The 26514-nt window shown below is 72.0% G+C and carries 16 protein-coding genes; 4 read left to right on the forward strand and 12 right to left on the reverse strand.

Annotated elements, in window-relative coordinates:
• From ABZT18_RS30325 to ABZT18_RS30360, 8 genes are all read right to left on the reverse strand, one after another.
• Positions 1 to 5186: amino acid adenylation domain-containing protein (locus ABZT18_RS30325; RefSeq protein ID WP_355253088.1), on the reverse strand; the 5186-nt coding region annotated here is incomplete at its 3' end.
• Entirely contained in the window at positions 5183 to 10180 is a 4998-nt protein-coding gene (locus ABZT18_RS30330; protein ID WP_354997822.1) for an amino acid adenylation domain-containing protein, read from the reverse strand. The genes ABZT18_RS30325 and ABZT18_RS30330, both read right to left, overlap by 4 nt.
• 48 nt (positions 10181 to 10228) lie before the next feature.
• Positions 10229 to 10435 carry an MbtH family protein gene (locus ABZT18_RS30335; RefSeq protein WP_354997821.1) on the reverse strand — a complete coding sequence of 69 codons (207 nt, stop codon included), beginning with the start codon at positions 10433 to 10435 and terminating at the stop codon, positions 10229 to 10231.
• Positions 10432 to 11466 (reverse strand): 2,3-diaminopropionate biosynthesis protein SbnB, encoded by a 1035-nt coding sequence (sbnB, locus tag ABZT18_RS30340; protein WP_354997820.1) that lies wholly within the window; start codon positions 11464 to 11466, stop codon positions 10432 to 10434. The genes ABZT18_RS30335 and sbnB overlap by 4 nt, the downstream gene beginning before the upstream one ends.
• Entirely contained in the window at positions 11460 to 12428 is a 969-nt protein-coding gene (gene sbnA, locus ABZT18_RS30345; protein ID WP_354997825.1) for a 2,3-diaminopropionate biosynthesis protein SbnA, read from the reverse strand. Before sbnA ends, sbnB begins: the two co-directional genes overlap by 7 nt.
• A gap of 210 nt (positions 12429 to 12638) precedes the next feature.
• Complete coding sequence (locus ABZT18_RS30350; RefSeq protein WP_354997819.1) at positions 12639 to 13994, reverse strand: condensation domain-containing protein; 1356 nt, start codon at positions 13992 to 13994, stop codon at positions 12639 to 12641.
• Positions 13991 to 14245, reverse strand: coding sequence for an acyl carrier protein (locus tag ABZT18_RS30355; protein WP_354997818.1), 255 nt, complete (start codon positions 14243 to 14245; stop codon positions 13991 to 13993). The genes ABZT18_RS30350 and ABZT18_RS30355 overlap by 4 nt, the downstream gene beginning before the upstream one ends.
• Positions 14246 to 14286: 41 nt before the next feature.
• Positions 14287 to 15243, reverse strand: a complete 957-nt coding sequence (locus ABZT18_RS30360) for a beta-ketoacyl-ACP synthase III (RefSeq protein WP_354997817.1) — start codon at positions 15241 to 15243, stop codon at positions 14287 to 14289.
• Positions 15244 to 15422: 179 nt separating this feature from the next.
• On the opposite strand from ABZT18_RS30360, the gene ABZT18_RS30365 reads away from it, so the two are divergent.
• The gene (locus ABZT18_RS30365) at positions 15423 to 16310 is read left to right on the forward strand and encodes an SDR family NAD(P)-dependent oxidoreductase (protein WP_354997816.1); all 888 of its coding nucleotides are present in this window, start codon (positions 15423 to 15425) and stop codon (positions 16308 to 16310) included.
• On the opposite strand, the gene fabG is transcribed toward ABZT18_RS30365, so the two are convergent.
• The 4 genes from fabG to ABZT18_RS30385 all read right to left on the reverse strand — a co-directional run bounded on the left by fabG (position 16282) and on the right by ABZT18_RS30385 (position 19758).
• Positions 16282 to 17028 (reverse strand): 3-oxoacyl-ACP reductase FabG, encoded by a 747-nt coding sequence (gene fabG, locus ABZT18_RS30370; RefSeq protein WP_354997815.1) that lies wholly within the window; start codon positions 17026 to 17028, stop codon positions 16282 to 16284. The genes ABZT18_RS30365 and fabG overlap by 29 nt on opposite strands.
• On the reverse strand, positions 17025 to 17489 hold the full coding sequence (locus tag ABZT18_RS30375; protein WP_354997814.1) for a beta-hydroxyacyl-ACP dehydratase: 465 nt from the start codon (positions 17487 to 17489) through the stop codon (positions 17025 to 17027). Before ABZT18_RS30375 ends, fabG begins: the two co-directional genes overlap by 4 nt.
• Positions 17489 to 17857, reverse strand: a complete 369-nt coding sequence (locus ABZT18_RS30380; protein ID WP_354997813.1) for a hypothetical protein — start codon at positions 17855 to 17857, stop codon at positions 17489 to 17491. Before ABZT18_RS30380 ends, ABZT18_RS30375 begins: the two co-directional genes overlap by 1 nt.
• Before the next feature lie 80 nt (positions 17858 to 17937).
• Positions 17938 to 19758: a BTAD domain-containing putative transcriptional regulator gene (locus ABZT18_RS30385; protein ID WP_354997812.1), complete on the reverse strand. Its 1821-nt coding sequence runs from the start codon at positions 19756 to 19758 to the stop codon at positions 17938 to 17940.
• A gap of 279 nt (positions 19759 to 20037) precedes the next feature.
• Here ABZT18_RS30385 and ABZT18_RS30390 point away from each other — a divergent pair, with 279 nt between their 5' ends.
• The 3 genes from ABZT18_RS30390 to ABZT18_RS30400 all read left to right on the forward strand — a co-directional run bounded on the left by ABZT18_RS30390 (position 20038) and on the right by ABZT18_RS30400 (position 26492).
• On the forward strand, positions 20038 to 23220 hold the full coding sequence (locus ABZT18_RS30390; RefSeq protein WP_354997811.1) for a type 2 lanthipeptide synthetase LanM family protein: 3183 nt from the start codon (positions 20038 to 20040) through the stop codon (positions 23218 to 23220).
• Positions 23217 to 23465: a hypothetical protein gene (locus ABZT18_RS30395; RefSeq protein WP_354997810.1), complete on the forward strand. Its 249-nt coding sequence runs from the start codon at positions 23217 to 23219 to the stop codon at positions 23463 to 23465. Before ABZT18_RS30390 ends, ABZT18_RS30395 begins: the two co-directional genes overlap by 4 nt.
• A 123-nt stretch (positions 23466 to 23588) precedes the next feature.
• Positions 23589 to 26492 carry an AAA family ATPase gene (locus ABZT18_RS30400; protein WP_354997809.1) on the forward strand — a complete coding sequence of 968 codons (2904 nt, stop codon included), beginning with the start codon at positions 23589 to 23591 and terminating at the stop codon, positions 26490 to 26492.
• Positions 26493 to 26514: the final 22 nt, after the last annotated feature.

Genomic DNA, 26514 nt, shown 5'->3' on the forward strand with positions numbered 1-26514 from the left:
GACGCCCAGCGAACATGATTCGCCAAACCCCGATGCGTAACCTGCACACCCTTCGGCCGACCCGTCGAACCCGACGTAAAAATCACATACGCCAAATCATCCAGATCCGCCACACCCGGCAACACCACCGGCAACGAACCCGCCGGCGGCACCAACTCGACGCTCAACACCTCAACACCAACAGGGCAGCGATCCACATACCCCGACGACGTCACCAGCACCGACGCACCCGCATCAACCAGCATCGCGTCGACACGACCCGCCGGATACGACGGATCCACCGGCACAAACGCCGCCCCCGCCTTCCACACCCCCAGCAACGCCGCCACCAGATCAACACCCCGATCCAGCAACACCCCCACCACCGACCCCCGAGAAACACCTCGAGAGGCCAACCACGACCCCATATCCACAGCCCGCGCATCCAACTCCGCGAAGGCGACCCCATTCACCGCCACACCCGACGACACCCGACCAACCTGCTCCTCAAACCACCCCAACACCGACCCCGACAACGGCTCCACCACACCATCGCCATCGGCCAACACCACCGACACCTCACCCACCGGCAGACACACCACCCGCGCATCCCCACCCGGATCCGCCACCATCGCCTCCAACACCACCCGATACATCGCACCCAGGCGGCGCAGGGCGTCGTGGCCGACGTGCCGCCGGCTGGCCTGGAGGGTGAGGAAGCCGAGCCGGCTGAACACGCCCAGTGGAAACTCGGTGGGGCTGTCGTCGATGGACTCGGCGTAGTCGATGTCGTCGGCATCGATCTGGTGGAAGTCGTGGAAGCTGAACCGCACATCGAGCATGCGGGCGTCCTCGCCGACCTCCCGCTGCAAGGTGGACAGCGGGTAGCGCCGGTGCGGCCACAGCTCCACCTCGGCGGCGAAGGTCCGCCGGATCAGCTCATCCCAGCTGGCAGCCGGCCCGTCGTAGCCGACCGGCACGGTGTTGAGGTGCATGCCGTACACCCGGTCCGCACCGGCCGCCTCGGGGCGGATGTTGCAGACCAGGCCGGTGTAGAACCGCTCGGCGCCGGTCAGCTGGCTCATCACCTTCAGGTGCGCGGCCAGCATGACCGACTTGAACGGCACGCCGAGGCGCCGGGCCAGATCCCGCAGCGAGGCTTCGAGGTCCTGCACCGGCACCCAGTGCTCGTGCTTGGCACCCTCCGGCGCGTCGGGGTCGCCCCAGCCAGTGGGCAGGTCGTGACGGGCCCGACCGGCCAGCACGCCACGCCAGAACGCCCGGTCCGCGTCGCCGGTGACCGACCGTCGTTCGGACGCGACAGCGTCGGCGAACCGCACCGACGGGATCGGCTGCGGCGACAGCGGCTCTCCGGCACGGATCTGGTGGTAGGCGCGGACCAACTCCATGATCAGCGAGTGGTAGCTCCATCCGTCCAGGATCGGGTGGCACTCGGTGATGGTGAGCCACCAACTGCCGTCCGAGCAGGTCCTGGCGTGCAGCCGCAGCAGCGACGGGCGATCGAGGTCGAACAGACGGGTCCGCTCGACCGCGATGTGGTCGCGCAGCTCCCGGTCCAGCTCGGCCCGCTCGGTGGCAAGGCTGTGGTCGTGCGTGACGGTCAGTTCGGCGGTGGCGTGCACCAGCTGCATCGGCACCGAATAGCTGGTCAGGTCGAAGGAGGTACGCAGCACCTCGTGGCGGCGCACCAGCAGTGCCGCGGCGGCACGTAGCGCGTCCAGGGAGAACTCCCCTTCGCCACGGACCCGGTAGCTGGTCACGTTGTGGTAGGGGTTCTGCTCGGTGTCAGACAGCAGCTCGACCAGCATGCCGAGCTGTCCCTGGGTGCACGGGTAGGCGTCCACCACGCCGACGGGCAGCGCGGCGCGGTCCGCCTCGCCGACCAGCTCGAACGGGGCGACCGTCGGCTCCGGCTCGGCGGCCGGCCGCGCGGTGAGCAGTTCGGCCAGCTCGGCGACGGTACGCCGCTCGAAGATGTCCCGGACCTCCACGTCGAAGTGTGCCGCCCGCAACGCGCCGGCCAGTGCCACAGCGCGAATGGAGTCGCCACCGAGGTCGAAGAAGCCGTCCTGCACGCCGACCCGGTCCAGCCCGAGGGTGGCGGTCCAGATGTCGGCGAGCTGTTGCTCCACAGCGGTGCGCGGGGCCACGTACGGCCGGTCGACGGCGGCCACCGAACGGCCCGGGGCGGGCAGCGCGGCCTGGTCGAGCTTGCCGTTGACGGTCAGCGGGATCCGGGGCAGCGGCATGAACGCCACCGGGACCATGTAGTCCGGCAGCGTCCGGCCCAGCGCCGCGCGCAGCTGCGAGGGGCGCAGCAACGTCGAGTTGTCATCGGCCACCAGGTACGCGGTCAGCCGCTGGTCACCCGGGTTGTCCTCGCGCAGCACCACCACCGCGTCCCGGACGCCGGGCAGGACGGTCAGGGCCGCCTCGATCTCGCCCAGCTCCACCCGGTAGCCACGGATCTTGACCTGGTGGTCGATGCGTCCGACGAACTCCAGCCCTCCGTCGGCGTCCCGTCGGGCGAGGTCGCCGCTGCGGTAGAGCCGCGAACCGGCCGGCCCCCACGGGTCCGGCACGAACCTCTGCGCGGTGAGCTCGGCGCGACCGAGGTAGCCGCGGGCGACACCCGGGCCGCCCACGTGGATCTCACCCGGCACGCCGATCGGCACCGGTCGGCCGTCGGCGTCGAGCAGGTGGACGGTGAGGTCCGACAGCGGTACGCCGATCGGGCTGGCCGTACCGCCCACCTCGGCGGCGACGACCCGGTGGTACGTGGTGTGCACGGTGGTCTCGGTGATCCCGTACATGTTGATCAGTTGCGGCGCGTCCACGCCACGGCTGGCCACCCACGGTGCCAGCTCGGCGAAGTCCAGTTTCTCGCCGCCGAAGGTCACCACCCGCAGGGCGAGCCGGTCCACCCGAGCGTCGCCCTCGGCCGCCAGTCGGACCAGCGCGCGGAACGCCGTGGGCGTCTGGCAGAGCACCGTGACCCGGTGTGCGATCAGCTCGTCGAGCAACTCCTGCGGGGATCGGGCCAGCGCCCGGGGCACCACCAGTAGTCGACCGCCGTGCAGCAGACAGCCCCAGATCTCCCAGACCGAGAAGTCGAAGGCGTACGAGTGCAGCAGCGTCCACACGTCGTCCGGGCCGAACCGGTAGTCGTCGGCGGTGACGGTCAGCAGCCGCAGCACCTGCCGGTGGGCCACCGCGACACCTTTGGGGCGGCCGGTGGAGCCCGAGGTGTAGATGACGTAGCAGAGGTTGTCCACGTCCATCGGCACGGCCGGGTCGGCGGCCGGCTGGGCGGCCAGCTCCGCGGTGACGTCCGGAGCGTCCAGCAGCACCACGGTCCCGTCGAAGCCGGCGAACCGGTCACGGTGGGCGGTGGTGGTCAGCACGATCTCCACGTCGGCGTCGCTGATCATGAAGTCGAGGCGTTCGTCCGGCGAGGCCGGGTCGAGGGGCAGGTACGCCGCACCGGACTTGAGCACGCCGAGCAGGGCCGGCACCAGTTCGGGGCCGTGGTCGAGGTGGACCCCGACCAGCCGCTCCGGGCCGGCACCGTGGCCGCGCAGCCAGTGGGCGAGCCGGTTGGCGTCGGCGTTCAGGTCGGCGTACCGGCGGGTGGTGTCGCCGACCGTCAGCGCCGCCGCGTCGGGGTGGGCGGCCGCGATCGCCTCGAAGACGCCGTGCACGGTGCCGGTGACCGGGTCCGCGGTGACCGGCCCCCGGGTCACGACGGCCAGCTCGCCGGCACCGAGGATGGCCAGGTCGGAGAGTCGGGCCGTCGGGTCGGCCGCCACCTGCTGCAGGAGCCGCACCAAATGGTCGGCGGCACGCTCGACGGTGGCCGGGTCGAACAGGGCGGTGGCGTACTCGATCCGGCCGCGCAGCCCGCCGTCGGCGCCCTCCATCATGTGCAGGGTCAGATCGACCTTGGACGACCGCAGGGGCAGCTCGACCGGTTCCACGCTCAGGTCCCCGGGCCAGTCGGTGGTCGGCGACTCGGACTGGAGGGTGAACGCGACCTGGTAGAGCGGTGTCCGGGAGAGATCCCGCTCCGGCTCCAGCTCGTCGGCCAGCAGGGCGAACGGGGCATCGGCGTGGTCGAACGCGCCCAGCACGGTGTCCCGGGTCTGCTCCAGCAGGGCGGCGAACGAGGGGTCGCCGCTCCACCGGGCCCGCAGCACCAGGTTGTCGATGCCGTACCCGACCAGGTTGTGCAGCTCCGCGCGACTGCGCGCGGACGACACCGTGCCCACGGCGAGGTCGGTCCGGCCGGTGTAGCGCGACAGCAGCACCTGGTAGGCGCTGAGCAGGGTGACGAAGACGGTGGTGCCAGCGTCGCGTGCGACGCCGCGCAACGCGGCGGAGAGCTCGGCGGTCAGGGTGAACGGCACCGACGAGCCGCGCCAGTCCCGGCTCTTCGGTCGGGTCCGGTCGGCCGGCAGCTCCACCGGCGTCAGCCCGGCGAGTTGGTCGCGCCAGTAGTCGAGCGACCGGACCACCTGCTCGGCGCGCAGTCGGCCGCGCTGCCAGGCGGCGAAGTCGGCGAACTGCACGGCGGGCGCCGGCAACCAGGGCTCGACGCCGGCCCGGAGGGCGGCGTACAGCTCGGCCAGCTCACCGGTGAGCACCGCGAGGGACGGCGCGTCGCAGGCGATGTGGTGCAGCACCAGGGCGAGCACGTGCTCGTCGGTGTCCAGCCGGACCAGCACGGCCCGCACCGGCCAGTCCCGGGCCAGGTCGAACCCGGTCAGCGCGGTGTCGGCGAGCACCGCGTCGAGCGCCGCCTCCCGCTCGGTGCGCGGCCGGTCGGTCAGGTCCACCACCGGCAGGTCGCGGCGCGTCGGCGGGTCGATCACCTGGACCGGAGCGGTGCCGGCGAGGGCGTAGCGGGTGCGGAGGATCTCGTGCCGGGCGACCAGGGCGTCGAGGGCACGACGCAGCGCGTCGGCGTCCAGCTGCCCGCGCAGCCGCAGCGCGTGGGAGACCAGGAACTCGGCGCTGGTGGGGTCCATCCTGTTGAGGAACCACATCTGCTGCTGGCCGTACGACAGCGGCAGCTCCCCCGACCGGTCGACGGTGAGAATCCGGTCCCGGCGGCCGGTACGACGGCCGGCCAGCCGACGCTGGACGAGTTCTTCACGCAGGTTCGGCTCGTTGGCGATGCTGGTCATGCCGGGTACTCCTCGGATCGCGAAAGGTCGTGGGTGAGGTCGGCGGCGTCCAGCCCGTCGACCTCCGCTCGGATCAGGTCTTCGATGGCGATCGCCTGGGCGCGCACCGTGGGGTGCTCGAACACCAGGCGGATCGGCAGGTCGAGGTCGAACTCCTCCTGCAACCCGGCGATCAGCCGGGCGGCGAGCACCGAGTGGCCGCCCAGGAGGAAGAAGTCGGTGGTCGCGCCGATCCGCGCGTCGAGCAGCTCTGCCCAGTTCGCGGCGACCCGCTTCTCGACCACGGTCTGCGGTGCGACGAACTCGGTGGGGTCGGCGGTGCCGTCGGCGAGCGCCGCGTCGAGCCGGCCGCGTAGGGCGTCCCGGTCCACCTTGCCGTTGGCGTTGAGCGGGATCCGCTCCACCGGCACGAACAGGCTCGGCACCATGAAGTCGGGCAACTGCCGGGCGCAGTACGCGGCCAGGTCGGTGGCCTCGCCGCTGTAGAAGGCGACCAGGCGGTCCTGGTGGGCGAGGACCACGCAGTCGCGTACCCGAGGGTGTTGGGCGACGACGGCGCTGATCTCGCCGGGTTCGATGCGATAGCCGCGGACCTTGACCTGGTCGTCCACCCGACCGACGAAGGCCATCGTGCCGTCGGGCCGCCAATGGCCCAGGTCGCCGCTGCGGTACAGGCGGGCGCCCGGCGGGCCGAAGGGGTCGGGCACGAAGCGCTCGGCGGTCAGCCCTGGCTGCCCGAGATAGCCGGTGGCCAGGCACGCACCACCGATGTACAGCTCGCCGACGGCGCCGACCGGCAGCAGCCGCATCGCGTCGTCCAGGATCCGCACCACGGTGTTCGCCATCGGCCGGCCGATCGGCACGATCTCGCTGGTCTGTGGTGCCACCACCGGGTACGCCGACATGATCACGGTGGTCTCGGTCGGGCCATAAGAGTTGATCAGGCCGCCCGGACCGAGCAGGTCGAGCCACTGGTTCGCCACCGACCGGCGCAGCACCCCACCGGCCACCCAGAGCTGACCGGCCAGCCGCTGCGCCTGCGCGGCGTAGACCTGCGCGGCCAGCAGCTCCAGGTGCGGCGGCGTCATGATGAAACGGTCGTACGGGCCGGCGGCCAGCAGCAGCGCGCCGAGCTGGGTGAGGTCGAACTCCTGCGGAAGCAGGGTCACCGGCTGCCCGGCCACCAGCGGCCCCCAGAGGTTGGAGATCGACAGATCGAAGGCGATGGTGGAGAAGAGCGGGGCTCCGCCGCCGGCCGGGCGGCCTCCCCGGTCGCCGAGCACCTCGGTCTCCGTGGCGCAGGCCAGGAAATTCGTCACCGCCGCGTGAGAGAGCAGCACCCCCTTGGGGCGGCCGGTCGATCCGGAGGTGAACAGCACGTACGCGGTCTGCGCCGGGTCGAGGTCGCGAGCCGGCGCGGTGGGCGGTTCGGCACTGACCATCAGCCGATGGGTGTCCACCTGGAGGGTGGGCACTCCGAACCGGTCGGCGTACCGCGAGTCGGTGACGGCGAGGCCGACGCCTGCGGTGTCGAGCAGGTAGCCGATCCGCTCGGCCGGGTACGAGGGATCCAGCGGAAGGCAGGCGGCACCCGCCTTCCAGCACCCGAGAATCGCGGCGACCAGGTCGGGTCCCCGTCCCAGCAGTACGGCGACGGTCGCCCCCGGCGTGACGTTGGACCGGCGCAGGTGGTTGGCGAAGCGGTTGGCCCGGTCGTCCAACTCCGCGTAGCTGGTGCGTGCATCGCCGTGACGCAACGCCACGGCCTGCGGTGTCGCCGCGCGGCGTGCCTCGAACAGGTCGACCACGGTGGTGGCCGGACGGGGCACCGTCGGCCCGTTCCACTCGTGCAGCAGCCGGTGCCGCTCCTCGGCGGAGAACGGGTCGAGCTGGTCCAGGCGGGCGTCCGGCTCGTCGGCGGCGGCGCGGAGCAGCCGGACGAAGTGGTCGGCCAGTCGTCGCACGGTTGCCTCGTCGAACAGCGCGGTGGCGTACTCCACGGCTCCGGCGAGCGAGCCGTCCGGTTGCGGCCACACGTGCACGGTCAGGTCGGTCTTGGCCACAGTGGACGCCTGCCGCAGCGCGTCGATCGTGAGCGGGTCGTCGGCCATCCGGCCGGTGATCCCGCCCTCCTGATAGTTCAGCGCCACCTGGTAGAGCGGGGTGCGGGAGAGGTCCCGCTCGCCGACCAGGTCGTACACCACCCGGTCGAAGGGCAGGTCCTGGTGGGCCAGGGCGGCGACGGTCCGGTCGCGGACCTCCCGGACGGCCTGGTTGAAGCCGGACGCCGGGTCCAGAGTGCAGCGCAGCACCACCGGATTGAGAAAGATCCCGGCGATCTGGTCCAGCTCTGCGGGCCGGTGCCCCGAGGTGGGCGTGCCGATCGGCACGTCCCACTGCCCGGTGTAGCGAGCGAGAACCGTGGCGAAGCCGGTGAGCAGGGTCATGAACGGGCTGGCCGCGCAGCGCCGACCCAGCTCGGTCAGGGCGCCGGCAACCTCCGCCGCGATGGTGAAGCCGAGCATGCTGCCCTGCGCGTCCCGCCTGGCCGGGCGCGGATGGTCCAGCGGCAGCTCCAGCTGGGGCATCCCGGCCAGCGTCTCCCGCCAGTACGCCAACTCCCGCTCGACGACCTCGTCGGTGAGGTGCCGCTGCTGCCAGACCGCGTAGTCGGCGTACTGCACCCGCAGCTCCGCCAGGTCGGCCGGCCGTCCCTGCGCGGCGGCGTCGCACAGCTCCCGCAGGTCCCGTTCGAGGACGTCGGCGGTGCCGGCGTCGGACGCGATGTGATGCACGGCCAGCACCAGCAGGTGATCCCGGCCGGCGGCGATGGCCAGCCCTGCCCGCCACAGCGGGCCGGTGTGCAGGTCGAAGCCCCGGCCGAGCTGTGCGGTGATGAGTTCAGCCAACCCGCCGTGGCTGACGTCGCGCACCTCCAGGTCGGCCGCTCCCGGCGGCACGACCTGCTGCCGGGCCACGCCGTCGACCACCAGATAGCGGGTGCGCAACGGCTCGTGCCGTGCCTCGAGCGCGTGCAGGGCCGCCCGGACGTGGTCGGGGTGGGTGGCGGCGGGCAGCCGTACGTGCACGGGGACGACCCACTCCTTGCTGCCCGGATCGAGCTGGTCGAGCATCCAGAGCCGGTGCTGGGCGGCGGAGAGTGGCAGGGGCCGGTCGCGTCCCACCGGCAGCACCGGCGGGTCCGCCGGGGTGGCCGCCTCCACCAGCCGGGCCTGCGCGGCCACGGTGGTGTGGGTGAGCAGGTCGCGCAGCGCCACCGTGCCGCCGGCCCCGCTGAGCCGGCTCTCCAACATCAGCGTCACCAGTGAGGAGCCGCCGAGTTGGTAGAAGTCGTCGTCGACGCCGACCTGGTCGACGTCGAGCAGATCCCGCCAGATAGCCGCGACCGTCCGTTCGGCGGCGGTCCGCGGTGGACGCAGCGCCGGCCGGTCGAGAGGGTCGATTGCCGGCAGGGCGGACCGGTCGATCTTGCCGCTGGCGGTGAGCGGGAACTCCGCCACCGGCTGGAACACGGCCGGCACCAGCGCCTCGGGCAGCCGGCCGACGCAGAACGCGCGCAGCGCCGCCGGGTCGAGTGACCGCCGACCGGCGACGTACGCGGCGAGCTGCCGGCGACCGGCCGGATCGGTGTGCCCCACCACCACCGCCGCCTGGACGTCCGGGTGGGCGGCGAGCACCGCCTCCACCTCGGCCGGCTCGATCCGTACGCCGTTGACCTTGAGTTGGTGGTCAGCTCGACCGACGAACTCCAGGCTCCGGTCACCGCGCCACCGGACCTGGTCGCCGGTGCGGTAGAGGCGGGCGCCGGGCGGCCCGTACTCGTCGGGCACGAACCGTTCGGCGGTCAGGTCCGGCCGGTGCAGATAGCCCCGGCCCAGGTTGGCCCCACCGACGTAGAGCTCGCCGACCACACCCACCGGCACCGGTCGTCGGTCCGCGTCGAGCACCTGGACGCGGATGCCGGGCAGCGGTCGCCCGATCGGCACCGGCCCGGCCGGCTGTGCCGTGTCCACCGGGTGGGCGGTCACGTCGATGGCGCACTCGGTGGGGCCGTAGGTGTTCCACACCCGCACGTCGGGTGTGACCGTCAGCCGCCGGCACAGGTCGGCGTGCAACGGTTCCCCGGCCGAGAAGACCAGTCGCAGACTGGTGCAGTCGGCCCAGCCGGGCTGGTCGACCAGCCGACCGAACACCGACGGCACTCCCTGTAGGACGGTGATCCGGTGCCGGATGACCGCGGCGACCAGGGCGGCGGGATCCCGGTGCGCCCCGTCCGGGGCGAGCACCACAGTGCCGCCGCTGGCCAGCGGGGCGAAGAACTCCCAGCCCGCCGCGTCGAAACTGACCGAGGTCTTCTGCAGCACCCGGTCGCCAGGGCCCAGGCCGTGCTCCCGGATCGTCCAGGTCACCCGGTTGCCGATTCCGCGGTGGGTGATCAGCACTCCCTTGGGCTGGCCGGTCGACCCGGAGGTGTAGATGGCGTACGCCACCGAGTCCGGGTCGGGTGACCGCACCGCGGCGGTGTCCGGGCAGGCCGCGATCCGCGCCCGGTCGGCGTCCAGGCAGACCACCCGGCCGGGCGTCGCCTCGTCGCGCAGCGCGTTCCGGGTGAGCAGCACGCCGGCCCCGCTGTCGGCGAGGAGACGCCGCCGCCGCTCGGCGGGGTGGGTCGGGTCCAGCGGCAGGTACGCGGCACCGGCACGCCACACTCCCAGCAACGCGACCACGAGGTCGACGCCGCGGTCCAGGTTGACCGCGACCAGCGATTCCGGACCGACGCCCAGCTCGGCCAGGTACCGACCGAGCTGGTTGGCCCGCCGGTCCAGCCCGGCGTAGTCCAGCCGCTCGGTGTCGCCGCTCACCGCGATGGCGGTGGGGGTCAGCGCGGCCTGCCAGGCGATCAGCTCGGACAGGGTGCCCGCCCCCTGGGTGGCGGCTGCGGCTGCGGGCGCCGCTGGCGGAACGATACTCATGGTGCTCCTCCGGGGGACCGGGCGCGGGCGTGGGATCGGATCAGCTGGTCAGGCCGTGGCCTGGGACTCCATGCGCTGGCGCAGGCTCAGCGGCCGCATGTCGATCCAGATCTCGTCGATGCGGGCCAAGCACTCGTCGCGGGTGCCCTCGGTGCCCTCGGCACGCCAGCCGGCGGGCAGATCCCGGTCGGTCCACCAGACCGAGTACTGCTCCTCGTCGTTGAGCACCACTCGGTAGCTGCGGTTGTCCGTCATTGCCACTCCTTCAGGGATCCGGTGGACGCCACGCTGGCGTCCACCACGGGTAGGAAGTCGTCGACGCGTACGCCCAGGCGCCGCCGTTCGGCGGTGGCGCGGACGTGCTCGGCGAGCACGAGGTCCAGCACGCCGAGGCCGAACGGGGACACCACCACCGGTACGTCGTCGACGGGCAGCCGCGCCTGGCCGCCGGCCAGCGCGCCGATGGTGGCGTGGATGAAGTCCCGGCCGCCGGTGAGCTGTTCGGCCAACTGCAGCGAGGTGCCCTCGCGGCAGGCGTGATCGGGGTCGTCGACCACGTTGCGCGCGGTCAGCAGCCCTTCGGGGAGCAGGTCGCGCAGGGACAGGTGCAGCAGCACCGCGCCGGGCCGGCAGGCGGCCAGGTCGAGGTGGGGCTCGGTGGCGGTGGTGGCGATGGAGACCAGCCGGTGCGCGGCCATCGCCTCCTCGGCAGTCCGGGCCAGTGTCGTCGGCATCCCCGGCAGCAGGGTCCGGGCGACCTCGGCGAAGGCCTCAGCCCGGCGGGGGTCGGTGTCGAACAGCGTCAGCGCCGGCGGAGGGGCGATGGTGCCCGCCACGAACCGCAGCACCTGCTGGTTGATCAGCCCGCAGCCGATCAGGGCCAGACCGTCCGGGTGGCGGTGCGCGGTGAGCAGGCCGGCCGAGAGCGCCGCGCTCGCCGCGGTACGCCGGGCCGAGATGACCGAGCCCTCGACCAGGGCCACCGGGTGGCCGGTACGCATCGAGTTCAGCAGGATCGCCGCGCTGGCCCGCTCCAGCCCCGCGGCCAGGTTGCCGGGGAAGGAGGAGATCCACTTGATTCCGCCCACCGGCGGGTCGGCGCCGAGGTAGGCGGGCAGGCCGATGATGCGGTCGCGGGGTTGTTGCGGGAAGCGCAGGAAGACCGAGTGCGGCAGGCTCGTGCGGCCCTGCTCGTGCAGCAGGTACGCGTGCCGGACCAGATCCACCACCCGGGCGTCGTCGCCGTCGAGGATGTCCCGCACCACAGCTCGACCGATGATCAGCACGCAGCGTCCTTCCACAGGTGGGTGATCTCCCCGAAGTGCCCGGAAACCCATTGATCGGAATAAATCGTGTCGAGGTAGCGGTCGCCGTTGTCGGGCAGGATCAGCACGGTGGTGGCGCCCGCCGGGATGTCCGCCATCCGTCGGCGCAGTGCGGCCACGGTGGCGCCGGAGGACCCGCCGGCGAGGATGGCCTCCCGGTGCAGCAGCAACCGGCAACCGACCACGCAGTCCAGGTCGGACACGTGCATGATCTCGTCCGGGGTGGCGTCGGCGGCCAGCGGCGGCACGACCGAGGCGCCGTGCCCGGGGATCAGCCGGGTCGCTGGTTCGTCGCCGAAGATGGCGCTGCCCACCGCGTCCACCGCCACCACCCGCGTGGACAGCCCGTGGTCGCGGAGGTAGCCGACGCAGCCGACCAGCGTCCCGCAGGTGCCGGTGGAACAGAACAGATAGTCGATCCGCCCGTCGAGCGCGGTCACGATCTCGGCCATCGTCTGCCGCTGCGCGGCGGCATTGAGCGGGTTGGCGTACTGGTCCGGGCGGTAGGCGTGCGGGACCTGCTCGCACAGCTCGCGGACGCGGCGCTGCCGGGCCGGCAGGTACTCGCCGGTGACCGGGTCGGGGTGCTCGACCATCTCGATCTCCGCGTGGTACGCGGTCAGGATCGCGAGGTTCTGCCGGGTGGTCTTCGGGTCGACCACGCAGATGAACCGAATCGCGTAGTACGCACAAACCTGAGCGAGGCCGATGGCCAGATTGCCCGAGCTGGACTCGACGACCACCGATCGGCCGGGCACCAGCTCCCCGGATTCGACCTTGGCGCGCAGCATGCTCAGCGCGGTGCGGTCCTTGATGCTGCCGCCGGGATTGAAGCGTTCGAGCTTCACGAATAACCGGGAGGGGAACTCCGGAAACAACCGGACCAGCTGTACCAGCGGTGTGTTCCCGACCGTCGAGAGGATGCCCTCGCGCACCGTTCCTCCCTCCACGAGTGACCTACCAATGCCACGAAGTTGTCAATCAGCGCTATACCGCCCCTATACCGGTGCCTCGGGCGGCCACCGCCGGGCCTGGATCCGGCCGGCGACGGGGGTCGCGCCGTCCGGATCCGGCCCGTGCGGCGGACGCGCCGGCCCGGCGGCACGGGGGGCCGCGGGCCACGCCGCACCGGTCTACCGGGTGCCGAGCGCCAGCAGTTCGCGCAGTTCCGCCTGGTCGACCATCGGCGCCAGGGACACCACCGTCTCCGGCGCCGTGCAGGCCACCCGCAGCATCTGGAGGAAGTGCCCGGCCAGCCGCTGCACGGTCGCCTCGTCGAACAGGTCGGTGTCGTAACCGAACTCCGCCTGGAGCCGGCCGTCCTGGTACTGGGTGAGGGTCGCCGACAGGTCGAACTGGCCCTCGTCGTACGGGATGTCCAGCAGCCGGATCTGGTGCCCGGCGAACGCGTGCCGCTGGGTGGTGTAGTTGTCGCCGTGCTGGTGAGCCAGCAGGGTGACGGTCACCCGCACTGGCGGATCCTGGTTACGACGGCCCGATCGGAGCAGCGGGAACGGGTAGGCGGCATGGGCTACAGCGTCGGTCAGCTGTCGACTCGCCCCGGTGATCGCCATGGCGAACGTCGTGTCCGCGTCGAACGATCCACGCAGCGCGATCGTGTTGATCAACATGCCGACCACCCCGCGCAGCGCCCGTCCCCGACGCAGCGAGGCCGGACAACCGACGGTGAGCTCCCCCAGACCGGTGTAGCGGTACATCGTCGCCTGGAACGCGGCGAGCACGACGCTGTACGGCGTCACCCCGGCCGCCGCCGCGGTCTCCCGCAGCCGGTGGGCGAGGTCGTCCGGGAGCTCCTGACTGAACGCGCCGCCGCGGAACGAGCGCACCGGCGGACGGGGCCGGTCGGTCGGCAGGGTGGCCGCCGTGGCGCCGTCGCAGACCTGATCCCAGTAGGCGCGCAGCCGCTCGCCGCGCTCACCGGAGAGGGCCGCCCGCTCCCGGGCCAGGAAGTCGTCGTAGCCACCGGAGACCGGCGGCAACTCCACCGACCGCCCGGCATGCAACGCCCCGTACGCGCCGTCCAACTCCTGCCAGACGATCCGCTGCGAGTGAAAGTCGGTGGCGATGTGATGGATGACCACCACCAGCACGCAGTCGGTGCGCCGCCGCAGCAACGCCACCCGCATCGGACCGTCCTGCGCCAGCCGTAGCGGCTGGTCGCCGAACTCCTGGCAACGGCGCAACAGCCCGTCGTCGTCCAGGTCGGGAACATCGTGGACCTCGACCTCGCACCCGAGGTCGGGATCGACGACCCGCACCGGCCCCTGATCCGTCTGCACGAACCGGGACCGGAGCAGGTCGTGCCGTGATCGCACCGCTGCCACCGCCCGGCGTACCAGGTCGAGGTCGAGCACCGGTTCGACGTGCAGACCGTGGACCACGTTGCTGGCCGGGCTGTCCGGGGCCAACCGGTGGACCAGCCACAGCGCTCGCTGCCCGACCGACAACTCCCGGACGTCCTCGGTCACACCGGAGACCTGGCGGAGAGAACGAAGTCGCTGAGATCCTGGACCTTGGCGAAGCTGCCGACCAGCTCGTCCGGCACCTCGATGTCGAAGTGGGTCTCCACGGCGGCGAGCAGGTCGACGAGCTTGAGGCTGTCCAGCCCGAGGTCGACGAAGGTGTCGCCGGCGTTGATCTCCCGGTCGACGTCCTCGGTCATCAGCTTGCGGGTGAGCGATACGACGTCGAGGGACACCTGGTTCACGGTCATCGTCATGGTGCTTGTCCTTTCGTAGGAAGGGGTCTTGATCGGAATGGTCAGGGCATCCGGATGATCTGACCGGCGTAGGCGAGTCCCGCCCCGAAGCCCAGCAGCATCACGCGGTCGCCGGGGGTGGTCCGACCGCTCTCGTACAGCCGGCTGAGCGCCAGCGGCACCGACGCGGCCGAGGTGTTGCCGGTGTCGATGATGTCCTTGGCGACCTTCTCGTCCGGGATCTGGAGGATCTCGGCCAACTGGTCGACGATGCGGAGGTTCGCCTGGTGCGGCACGAACCAGTCGATGTCCGAGAGCTCGATGCCGGCGAGGGCGCACACCTTGCGGGCCACCCTCGGCACGTTCTTGGTCGACCAGCGGTAGACCAGGGGGCCGTCCATCTTGGCGAACTCGCGGCCGTTGGCGTCCCACTTGGTGCCGAGGATGTTGGACCGCGAGCCGTCGCTGCCCCACACGGTCGGGCTGATTCCGTCGACCTCCGCGGGGGAGACCACCGCGGCACCCGCACCGTCACCGAAGATGACGTACGTCGCCGGGTCCTCCGGGTCGATGAAACGGCTCAGTTGTTCCGCCCCGACGACCAGCACGTTGCGGGCGCTGCCCGTCCGGATCTCGTTGGCCGCGATCCCGATCGAGTAGGCGAAGCCGGCGCAGGCGGCGTTCAGGTCGAACGCGCCGGTGGCGGTGATGCCGATCCGGCTGGCCACCTCGGGCGCCCCGCCCGGGATGCGGTCCTTCTTCGTCGCCGAGGCCAGGATGACCAGGTCCACCTCGGCCGGGTCGACGTTCGCCATGGCCAACGCCTTTCCGCCGGCCTCGGCGGCCATCATCGTCACGGATTCCTCCGGCCCGGACCGGTAGCGCGACCGGATGCCGGTCCGCTCCTCGATCCACTCCGGAGTCACACCGGCTTCCTCGGCGATCTCCTCGTTGGTGATCAGCCTGCTCGGCCGGTACGCCCCGAGCCCGGTGATTGCCGCACCTGTCATCTGTGCCATCGCCTCCTCCGCACCACGCCTGGTCGGCGTCCTGGTGGCACCGTCCAGAGGCAGTGTTCGGCGGGGCTCTCATAACTTCTCTACATCGCGCCCGGTATGGAAAAGAGATAGCCCGGCCCCGGACCGTACGGCGGAAGTGTGTCGCCGCAGGCGGGCACGCCGATTCCAAGGGAGCGCGCATGGAGGAGTTCCGAGCAAAGGTCGCGGTCGTCACCGGAGCCGGTTCGGGCATCGGCCGGGCGCTGGCGGTCGAGCTGGCCGCCCAGGGCGCCCGGTTGGCCATCTCCGACGCGGCGGAGGAGGGCCTGGCGCAGACCGCGGCGAGCTGCGCCGAGCGGGGAGCCGAGGTCCGCACCTACCGGTTGGACGTCACCGACAGGCTGGCGGTGCAGGCCCACGCCAAGGAGGTACGCGCCGACTTCGGCGGCGCCGACCTGGTGATCAACAACGCCGGGGTGACTCTGCTGGCCTCGATCACCGAGGCCGAGTGGGACGACATGCGGTGGGTGCTGGACGTCGACTTCTGGGGCGTGGTGCACGGCACCCGGGCGTTCCTGCCGCTACTCGTCGCCTCCCAGGGCCACCTGGTGAACATCTCCAGCATGTACGGGTTGACCGCGGCTCCGGCGCAGAGCGCGTACAACGCGGCCAAGTTCGCCGTCCGGGGTTTCACCGAGGCGGTGTTGCAGGAGATGCGGGTCGGCGACGTGCCGGTGAAGGTCAGCTGCGTCTACCCGGGCAAGGTGCGGACCGACATCTTCAGCAACGCCCGGGCCGCGAAAGGGCTCGGCTACGGCGGGATCCGGGAGCGGTTCGCCCGGGAGGCGACGACCTCGGCCGAGCAGGCCGCACGGCTCATCCTGCGCGGGGTCCGACGCAACCGGGTGAAGATCGTCGTCGGGGCGGACGCCCGCCGGGTCGACCTGCTCACCCGGTTGCTCGGCACGGCCTATTCCCGGATCACGGCGCGCCGGGCCCGGACGCAGGCGAGCCAGGTCCGCCTGGAGGCCATGCGGACCCGGCTCGCGGCACAGCGGGTCAGAACGTCAGACCACCGTCAACCGTGACGACCTGCCCGGTCAGGTAGGAGGCCCGCTCCGACAGCAGGAACGTCACCACGGGGGCGATCTCCTCCGCCTGGCCCAGCCGGCCGAGGGCGGTCCGCTGGGCGACGCCCACGGCCAGCCCGGCAGGCAGGTCGTTCAGCATGTCGGTCTCGATGAACCCCGGCGCCACGGCGTTGACCCGGATCCCGTACGAGCCGACCTCCTTCGACAGCGCCTTCGTGAAGCCGATGATGCCGGCCTTCGAGGCCGAGTAGTTGGTCTGGCCCGGGCTGCCGGTGATGCCGGCTACCGAGGACACCGTGACGATGGCGCCACCACGACGCCGCATCATCCGGCGGATCGCCGCCCGGCACACGTTGTAGACACCCCCGAGGTTGACGTCGATCACCGACTGCCAGTCCTCGTCGGCCATCATCGCCACCGGCCGGTCACGGATGATCCCGGCGACGGTCACCAGGGCCGCGATCTCGCCCAGGTCCCGCTCCACCCCGGTGACGAAGTCGCGCACCTGCGCGGAATCGGCGACGTCCACCTGCCGGGCCAGCACCCGGGCACCGGTCTCCAGCACCTCCGCGGCCACCTTCTCGGCGGCCTCCCGGTTGCTCTGATAGCAGAAAGCCACGTCGTACCCGTCCGCGGCGAGCTGCCGGACCACGGCCCGGCCGATCCCTCGGGATCCGCCGCTGACCAGGGCGACCGGTCGTCGAATGTCACTCATGTCGACTCCTTGACGTCGGGGACCCCGGCCAGGACGGCGGGGCGAAGCACAGCCGCCGGGCGCACCGCGCCGACCAGGCGACCGACCTGCATGACCACCTCGGTGCCGACCACGCTCTCGCCCCGGACGAAACCCGTGTCGGCGATCAGCCGGATCAGCTCAACCCGGTGCTCGACCGTCTCACCCGGACGCACCGGCCGTCCGAAGCGGATCCCCTCGAAGGCACCCGCGATCGGCACTCCGTCGGTCAGCACGTCGGGCATCGGCCGGTCGTGCCTGATCAGCACCAGCGCGGCCTGGCCCCACGACTCCAACAGCAGCACGGCAGGCAGCGGTCGGGTCCCGGTCACCGTGTAACTGCCCACCAGCCGGCTCCGGGGTACCAGTTCGCTGACTCGGTCGACCAGGAGCATCGGCGGTCGGTGCGGGATGAGCCGTCGAATGTCGTCGCGGTCGAGCATCAAGGGTTTCCTTCCTGATAACGCAACACCACCTCGGCGGCCGGTACGCCGGACACGGCGACCGTGCCCCGGCGTAGCCCGCCGTCGCGCCGGATGGTGATGACCAGCTCGTCGTCGAGATCGATCGTTCGGAGGAACCGGCAGGACACCAGCTCGGCGAGGATCTCCGACGGCATCGCCGCGAGGACGGCGCGGTGCACGTACTCGACGATGTAGACACCGGGCAGCAGGGGGAAGCCGGGATAGTGCCCGGCGAAGACCGGGTCGTCCCGGTCGGGCCGAACTCGACCGACGATCTCGTCCCCGCTGGCGTGGTCGAGGTCGATCCGCGCGCTGGTCGCGCACTCGGGCGGGATCAGGATGGTCACTCACTGACCGTGCTGGCACCAGCTATATCTTCTCCATACGCCGGGAGCACGGCGGAAACGCCGGGGATCCGCAGGCGCGGCTATGCCGACAACGCCGAACGGGCGGTCACCACGCGGTGGTCCACCGGGTCGGCCTTCTCCCGCGCGAAGACCCGCACCAGGTCGTGGAAGCGGTGTCGCTGCCGCCGCCCGCCGTCCGAGCCCGCGATCTCCAGCAGCCGGGCGTCGACCAGACTCTCGGCCACCTCCTCCCCCACCCGGGGCCTCACGCCGAGCACCCGGGCGGCGGCCCCGATCGGGAAGTCGGCCGTGTTCAGCAGTGCCAGCCGGCGCAGCGCGACCTGACTCTCGACCTCCAGCTCCTGGTAGCTGCCCTCGATGCGGGCCCGCACGTCCAGCGTCCCCAGCCGTAGTTCGTTGAGACGGAACCGTTCGTCGGCCAGCCGCTGCGCGAGGTAGCGCAGTGACCAGTGCGGCCGAGCGATGAGCCGGGCCGCGGCCACCCGGATGCCGATCGAGAGCCGCCCGCACAACTGCACGATCCGGTGTGCGGCACCGGGCTCGGCGGCCACCCGCGGCAAGCCGACGATCGTGGCGAACAGCTCCAACGCCTGTGCCGGATCGAGGATGCCCACCTCGACGCGGGTGACACCGGGCAACTCGGAGAGGCGGCCACGACAGGTCAGGATCACCCGGCAGGACGGATCACCGGGCAACAGCGGGCGGACCTGCGGATAGTTGGCAGAGTTGTCGAGCACCACCAGGACCCGGCGGCCAGCCAACTGGCTGCGGTAGAGGCACTCACGTTCGTCGAGACGCCTCGGAATGGCCTCCTCGGCATTGCCGAGGCTCCGGAGGAACCAGCCCAGCACGTCGCCCGGGTCGGTGGCGTTGCACCGGGTGCCGCCGAGGTCGGCGTAGAGCTGCCCGTCCGGGAACTCGCTGCGGTACAGGTGCGCGGCCCGCAGCGCCAGCGCCGACTTGCCGACGCCGGCCATCCCGGTCAGCAGCGTCCCCTGCGGAGCGGACGGCGACGTCTCGGCGAGCAGCCCGGCCAGCTCCCGCAGCTCCTGCTCCCGGCCGCAGAAGTCCTGCGCCCCGGGCGGCAGCATCGCCGGTCGGACATCGCGCCAGCCCGATCCGGCCCGCGGTGCGACCGCGACGTCGGGCATCCCGGGGCCGGCCAGCACCGTCTGGTACGCCTCGGCCAGGGCCGGGCCCGGATCGGCGCCCAACTCGTCGGCGAGCACCCGCCGACCCTGGTGGTAGACGGCCAGCGCGTCGGCCTGGCGGTCACATCGCAGCAGCGCCGTCATCAGGTGGCTGCGCAGTTGCTCGTGCAGCGGCTGCGCGGCGACCAGATCGCCCAACTCCACCACCAGGTCGGCCTGCCGGCCCAGCATCAGGTCGGCCGTGATGCGATCCTCCAGCACCGCCATCCGCACCTCGGCCATCCGGGGCGACTCCGCCTCGATGAGGTAGTCGGTGACGTTGCTGAGCGTCGCTCCGCTCCACAGCGCCAGCGCCTCGTGCAGGTCCCGCGCGGCCTCCTCGTGCCGGCCGGAGCGCAGTGCGTCCCGACCCAGTCCGGCCAGCCGCTCGAACTCGTCGAGGTCGAGTCGGCTGTCCCCCGTCCGCAGCAGGTACCCGGACCACTGCCGGACGATCTCCACCTCGTCGCCGAGATATTTCCGCAGGCGGGAGACGTAGTTGTAGAGCTGGGCGGCGAATGTCGCCGGCGGGTTTTCGTCCCACAGCAGCTGGCAGAGACGCGTGTCGGAGACTATTCGCCCTCGGGCGAGCAACAGGACGGCCAGGACGGTGCGCTGCTTGGCGCCGTCCAGCGGGACCTCACCGCCGTCGCGCCAGGCGCTCACCGGCCCCAGTACGCGAAACTCCACAGTCGCTCCGATCGGGTCAGCCCATCGAACAGTCGGAGAGTCGACCACCGTCGCGCGTCGACGCATCTGTGCCGGGCACCCAAGTTCCGTCGTCCGCACCCGCGTGATGTCGCCACACCACCGACACCGGCGCCCGGTCCCACCCTCCGGGCGGTCATCACCGACTGTCGTCCGGGCAGCACCGGAAAGTGCGCGAACTGCGGCGACCAGCCAGGTCGACAAGAATTTGGGTGGATCCCACGCATGAGTTACCCGCCGCCGCTTGGCACCCTCAATTCGATGAACACCACGGACGCCGACGGCCCACCCAGCCTCGCTCCGGCCGAGTCGCCCCGACTCCGCCGGAGCTGGTGGGCGCGGGGCCTGGCGCTGCACGAGCGGGTGACCGTCGGCGGCGGCACCGACCCGGTGGACACCGGGCGGCTCGGGCACGCGCGGCGGCGGCTGGATCTGTGGCGGGCCGACCGCGGCCCGGAGCTGGACGTCCGGCTGGGCGAGCTGGGCGTCGACGAGGACCGTTTGCTCACGTTCCTCGCCGAGGAGGACGGGCACCTCGCCGCGCGGGTCGACCCGCCGCCCTGGGCGGTCCTGATCGAGTCCGCGGTGCGCGCCGCCGCACCGCCCCCGTCGGTGCCGGTCCCAGCGGACTGGAGGACGGCGTTCGCCCTGCCGTTGCGCCCGTTGGTCGACCAGGCGAGGGCTCGCTTCCGCCGGGACGCCGGCGCGGTGACCGACGCCCAGGTCGACGTGGGCGCGCTGGATGCCGCGTTGGGGGCCACCCTGGAACGGCAACTGGCCGCGTTGGCCGCCCGTACCTTCGTCGAGGAGCTGCACCGCCGCAGGACCGCCGGCCTCCTCCAGGGTGCCGACAGTCGCGCCCGATTCGTCGAATTCGTCCGCCAGCTTGCCACCCCGGCAGGGCTGGCTGCGCTGTTCACCGATCTTCCGGTCCTGGCCCGGCTGCTCGGGCAGGCCACCGCCCACGCCACCGACGCGATGCTGGAGCTGCTCGCCCGGTACACCGCCGACCGGGACTGCCTGGTCGACAACCTCCTGGGCGGCGTCGACCCCGGCCCACTGGTCGCCGTCGACAACGGGCGGGGTGACCCGCACCGGGCCGGCCGGTCCACCACCGTGGTCCAGTTCGCCGACGGCCGGCGGTTGGTCTACAAGCCCCGGGATCTCACCCACGACGACCGGCTGGCGGCCTTCGTCGGCTGGATGAATCGGATGGCGCCCACCGTCGGCATGCGGACAGCCGCCTGCCTGGTCCGCCCGGAGTACGGCTGGACCGAGTTCGTGATCGCGGCACCGCTGGCCGACCCGGACGGCGCGGACCGCTTCTATCGACGGCAGGGCGCGCTGCTGGCGCTCGCCCACGCGCTCAACACCACCGATCTGCACTACGAGAACGTGATCGCCAGCGGCAATGACCCCGTGGCCATCGACGTCGAGACGTTGTTCAGCCCCAGTTGGCGGCCCGCAACCCACAGCGGCGATCCAGCCGCCGACCTGCTCGCCGCCTCGGTGCACCGAACCGCGTTGCTGCCGCTGATCGTCGTCGGTGAGCAGGGCATCATGGACCTGTCCGGCGCCGGCGGTGACGAGGGCCGGCAGAGCCCGGTCAGTCGGATCGACTGGGCGGAGCCGGGCACTGACCAGATGTGCCTGGTACGTCGCGCGTCCACCTTCGACGGTGCCTCGAACCGGCCCCGGCTCGGCGACCGGGTGATCGATCCGGAGGACCACGAGGCGGCGATGCTGGAGGGTTTCCGGCTCGGCTACGAAGCGATCGAGGCGCACCGCGGGGACTTCGCCCAGCTGGTCAGGGCGTCGTCGGCCATGACGGTGCGACTCGTCGTGCGGCCCACCTGGGCCTACCGGACGCTGCTCGACGAGGCCACCCACCCGAGCCTGCTGCGCGACGGTCTGGACCGGGACCGCTTCCTCGGGCAGCTCTGCGGCCGGACCACACTGCCCGGCGACCCGGTGTTCGCGCGCCACGAGATCGTGGCCCTGTGGCGCGGTGACATACCGTACTTCCACGCCCGGGCCGACAGTCCCCGCCTGGCAGCCGACGGGGAGCCGACCGCGGTGCCGCTGTACCGCAGTGGCGTCGACGCCGCACTGGACCGGATCGCCGGGCTCGGCGAGGCCGACCGGCAGGACCAGGAGTGGGTCATCACGGCCAGCCTGGCCACCCGCCGGCGGGTCGGCGCGCATGGCGACGCGGCGCCGATGCCAGGACCGTCGCACGGCACGGCCGCCCCACCCGAACGGCTGGTCTCGGCAGCCTGTGCGATCGCCGACCAGATCGTCGCCCGTGGCGCACCGGGCCGGGACCGGGTGAACTGGCTCGGCCTGGAACTGGTCGACGACCGGCAGTGGCTGCTGCTCCCGATGGGCGCCGGCCTGGCCAACGGGTACCTCGGCGTGGCGCTCTTCCTCGGCCAGCTCGCTCAGATCAGCGGCGTGGCCCGCTACGGCGACGTGGCCCGTCGGGCGGTCGACGCGACGCCGGGGCTACTGCGCCTGCTCTCGGATCGACCCGAGCTGGTCACGGCGATCGGCTGTGGCGGGCTGCACGGCCTCGGCGGACTGGCCTACGGGCTGGCTCGGCTGGCCGTGCTGCTCGACGACCCGGAGATCGGTCGGTGGGTCGACACGGCGGTCGAACTCGCCGAGGTCGCGGTTGCCGGTCCCGCCACCGACGACTGGGCCACCGGCAAGGCCGGCTGCCTGGCCGCGATGACCTCGATCCACGCCGAGCTGGGTCTCGATCGGGCGGCGGCGCTGGCCCGGACCTGCGCCGACCAGCTGGCCGGTACGACCGCGTTCGATCACCCCGCCAGTCCCGCTGGCTTCGCCGATGGCACGGCCGGCATCGCGTACGCCCTGCACCGATTCGTCAACGTCGGTGGCGGTTCCCCGCAGCACGCGGACGCGGCACGGAAAGCTCTACGGCACGCCCGGCAGACCCCGACCAACTCGTCCGGGTGGTGTGCCGGCACCGCCGGCCTGGCCCTCGCCCTCGCCGGCCAGCACGACGCGGGCACCTCCCCCACCGCGGACCCGGACGCGCCGGCTCACCTCGTCCGGCGCTTGGCCGACCGGCCGCTGTCCCGCGACCTGAGTCTCTGCCACGGCGAGTCCGGCGTCGGCGAGGCGCTGACTGTGCTGGCCGAGGGGCCGGCCGGCCCTGCGGCAGCCGCCGCGCTACGGCAGCGGACCACCCTGCTCCTCAACTCCCTTCAATGGCAGACGCGCTACTGCGGCACACCCGACGGAGTGCTCACACCGGGGCTGCTGACCGGCCTCGCCGGCATCGGCTACGGACTGCTGCGCTCCGCCCTGGCCGCACGGATTCCGTCCGCGTTGCTCCTGGAACCCACCCCGCAGCCAACCGGACCCGGCTGGCTGTCGCTCACCAACCCCTTCACCCCGAGGAGAGAAGAAGAATGATGTCTCACCAGCTCACCGCCGACCTCGTCGACACCGCCCACGTCGACACCGCCCACGTCGAGGACCCGCACCCCGCCGGAGAGCCGAAGGTCAGCCCGATGGTGGCCTTCGGCCTGCGTACGGCGGCCCTGGCCGGTCTGGCCATCCCGGTAGGTCTCCTGGTTGGACACCTGGTCGCTGGCGACGCCGGAGACGTCGTCGCCGCCGCCCCGCTCACCACCTGCTGCCCCACCTTCGCTCTGTGACCCTGGGCGGAGACCGCCCGGTCAGCGCCGCGATCAGGCCGGTCGGACGATAATCTCGTCGGGCTCGGTGCGCCTACCGGCTGACCCTGGTTATCGATGGACCGCCTCGCTAACGTTGCCGCCGTGCAACGATCACGCGTCCTGGTCGGCCGAGATGCGGAATTCGATGCGCTGATCGGCATGATCGAGGCTGCTCGCGTCGGGCGCGGGGGCGCGGTCTTCATCGTCGGAGAGGCAGGCGTCGGCAAGTCGCGGCTCGCCGCGGCGGCCGCCGAGTCCGCCTACACCGCCGAAATGAGTCTGCTGCGGGGGCGGGCCAGCGCACTCGGCACCGGAGTGCCGCTGCGCCCGCTCACCGAGGCGGTGCTCTCCCTGCTCCGTTCGGCCACGGTGGACGTCACGGCGCTCGGCCCGTACGGGCCGATCCTCGGCCGGTTGGTGCCCGACTGGGGCACCCCCCTCGCCGACCAGGAGACCGGATCGGTGGTGATCCTGGCCGAGGCGGTGCTCCGGCTGACCGGTCTCGCCGGCCAGGACCGCGGGTGCCTGATGGTCCTGGACGACCTCCAGGACGCCGACGCCGAGACGCTCATGGTGGTCGAATATCTGATCGACAACCTCGACCAGCAGCCCACCCTGCTGGTCGGCGTCCTCCGGGCGGACGACTCCCCGGCGCTGGAGGTCGCTCGGGCCGCGGCCCGCCGCGGCCGGTGCACCGTGATCGAGTTGGGCGGTCTCGGGCCTGAGGACCTGCGCGCCATGGCCGGGGCTTGCCTCGGCGTGGCGGCGGATGAGCTGCCCACGGCCGCGGCCGAGTTGCTCTGGGGCGGCAGCGGCGGCAACCCGTTCCTCATCGAGGAGATCCTCGCGGCGATGGTGGAGAACGGATTGCTCCGGCACGGTCCACAAGGGTGGCTCGTCAGTCCACAGGCGCCCGCCACGCTGCCCGCCGCCTTCGCCAGAAGCATGGCGCACCGGATCGAGAAGCTGAGCCCGCAGGCCCGCGAGCTGCTGTCCTGCGGCGCCCTGATCGGGCAACGCTTCTCGGTGGCCGTGGTGCAGTCGGCGACAGGGCTCAGCGACCGCGACCTGTTCAACCATCTGCACGGCGACATCGTTGCCCAACTGGTGGCACCGGACGACCAGTTGACCGACTGGTACACCTTCCGGCACCGTGTCACCCGCGAGTCGCTGCTCGCCCTGGTCGAGCCGGCCGACCGGCGGGAGTTGGCCCACACCGTCGCCGACGCCGTCGCGAAGGTCCACCCGGAGTTGCCGGGTGAGTGGTGCCAGATCTCCGCCACTCTGCGCGTCGAGACCGGCGACGCCCTGTTGGCCGGCCGACTCTTTGCCGAAGCCGGCCGGAGGGCCCTCGCGCAGGGTGCCGCCACCTCGGCCGTCGCCCTACTCGACCGGGCCTGGGAGCTCCAGGCCGACGGGCCGGCCGAGGCCCGCGCCGACACCCTGGAGACACTCCTGCAGGCCCTCGGCGAGGCTGGCCTGGTCCGGCGGGCACTGGAGCTGGTCAACAGTCCGGACCAGGTGGCCGGTCTCCCCCCTCGACGGCAGGCCAGGCTGCACACCCGGCTGGCCTGGACCGCGGTGTTGGCCGGGGAGCTGACCGACGCGCTGGCCCAGGTGAAGATCGCCCGTGAGCTGCTCGGCCCGCACCCCGCGGCGGAGGACGAAGCCCCGATCGACGTCGTCGCCGCACACCTGGCCTTGGACACGCCGGGCCGGGACCAGATGGAGGTCGCCGAGGCCCTGGCCCGCCGGGCCGCCACGGTCGGCGCCGCGGTGCCGCTGCCGGTGGTGGCCTGTCAGGCCTGGCAGTTGCTCGGTGCGCTCATCCGGCATCGCGACCCGGCCGAGGCCACCCGCTGCCTGGAGCAGGCCCGGTCCATCGCCGCCGAGCACGGCCTGCCGATCTGGGAGGTCCACGCGCTGATCCGGCTCGGCAACGACGACGCGTTGCTGCACGGCACACTGGACCGGCTGGAACAGGCCCGAGAACGAGCGCTGCGGGCCGGGGCGGTGACTGCCCGCCAGCAGGCCGAGGCGAGCATCGCGCTGCACCTGATCATGCGCGGCGAGTACCCGGCCGCACAGGACCTGATCGACCAGGTCCTCACCGCGGCGACCCGCCTGAAGCTGATGGAGACCACCCAGTACGTGCTGCTGCTCAGCGCGGTGCTCGCCGCCCACCAGGGCCGGCGGGTGGCGATGCAGGACGCGCTCGCCGAGTTCCGGCGCTGGGGCGGTGACGAGAGCCTGCACACGCAGCGGGTCTACGGGCTGGCCGGCACGTTCTGCGCGCTGCTGGAGGAGGACCGCCCGCGGGCGCTGGACGAGCTGTCCCTGGCGGTACGGGCGGAGGAGACGAACCCGACCGTGTTCCACCTGGGTGGACGGCTCGGCCTCCAGTTGCTGTTGCGGGCGATGGCCGGCGAGGTCAGCTTTCCGGCGTACGAAGCGATCGTCGGCACACCGGCGAGCCAGCTACGGTGGGACCGGCAGTTCGCGCTCTTCGCCCGGGCGGTCCTGCTTGGCCGCGAGGGTCAGCACGACGCCGCGACCGCCACCGTGGCCGAGGCCATGAAGGTCGGCGCGCTGTACGCGATGGGGCGGCACCTCGCCCTGCGGCTGGTCGCGGAGTCGGCGCTCGCCGATGGCTGGGGCACCCCTGTGGAGTGGCTGCGTGCCGCCGAGGACTACTTCCACCAGGCGAAGGTCACGCCGGTCGCCGGGGCGTGTCGCACGCTGCTGCGCCAAGCGGGCGCGCGGGTCACCCAACGTCGGCGCGGCGCCGCAGAGATCCCACCTGAGCTGCGGGCAGCGGGCGTGACGGTACGCGAGTGGGAGGTGCTGCGGCTGCTCACCGGCCGGCTGAGCAACCGCGAAATCGCCGAGCGACTACACCTGTCACCGCGCACGGTGGAGCGGCATGTCTCCAGCCTCATCACCAAGACCGGCCAGCCGAACCGGATCGCGTTGAGCGATATCGCGACCGATTTCGACGGTGGCTGACCGGTCCCTGAGCTTCCTGGCG

It is taken from the genome of Micromonospora sp. NPDC005291 (assembly GCF_040607415.1).
Lineage (GTDB): Bacteria > Actinomycetota > Actinomycetes > Mycobacteriales > Micromonosporaceae > Micromonospora.

Excerpts from the sequence above, each read along its gene's own strand:
- ABZT18_RS30330 (WP_354997822.1), bottom strand. The coding sequence starts at position 10,180 with ATGAGTATCGTTCCGCCAGCGGCGCCCGCAGCCGCAGCCGCCACCCAG.
- ABZT18_RS30335 (WP_354997821.1), bottom strand. The coding sequence starts at position 10,435 with ATGACGGACAACCGCAGCTACCGAGTGGTGCTCAACGACGAGGAGCAG.
- ABZT18_RS30355 (WP_354997818.1), bottom strand. The coding sequence starts at position 14,245 with ATGACGATGACCGTGAACCAGGTGTCCCTCGACGTCGTATCGCTCACC.
- ABZT18_RS30360 (WP_354997817.1), bottom strand. The coding sequence starts at position 15,243 with ATGGCACAGATGACAGGTGCGGCAATCACCGGGCTCGGGGCGTACCGG.
- ABZT18_RS30365 (WP_354997816.1), top strand. The coding sequence starts at position 15,423 with ATGGAGGAGTTCCGAGCAAAGGTCGCGGTCGTCACCGGAGCCGGTTCG.
- fabG (WP_354997815.1), bottom strand. The coding sequence starts at position 17,028 with ATGAGTGACATTCGACGACCGGTCGCCCTGGTCAGCGGCGGATCCCGA.
- ABZT18_RS30375 (WP_354997814.1), bottom strand. The coding sequence starts at position 17,489 with ATGCTCGACCGCGACGACATTCGACGGCTCATCCCGCACCGACCGCCG.
- ABZT18_RS30390 (WP_354997811.1), top strand. The coding sequence starts at position 20,038 with ATGAACACCACGGACGCCGACGGCCCACCCAGCCTCGCTCCGGCCGAG.
- ABZT18_RS30395 (WP_354997810.1), top strand. The coding sequence starts at position 23,217 with ATGATGTCTCACCAGCTCACCGCCGACCTCGTCGACACCGCCCACGTC.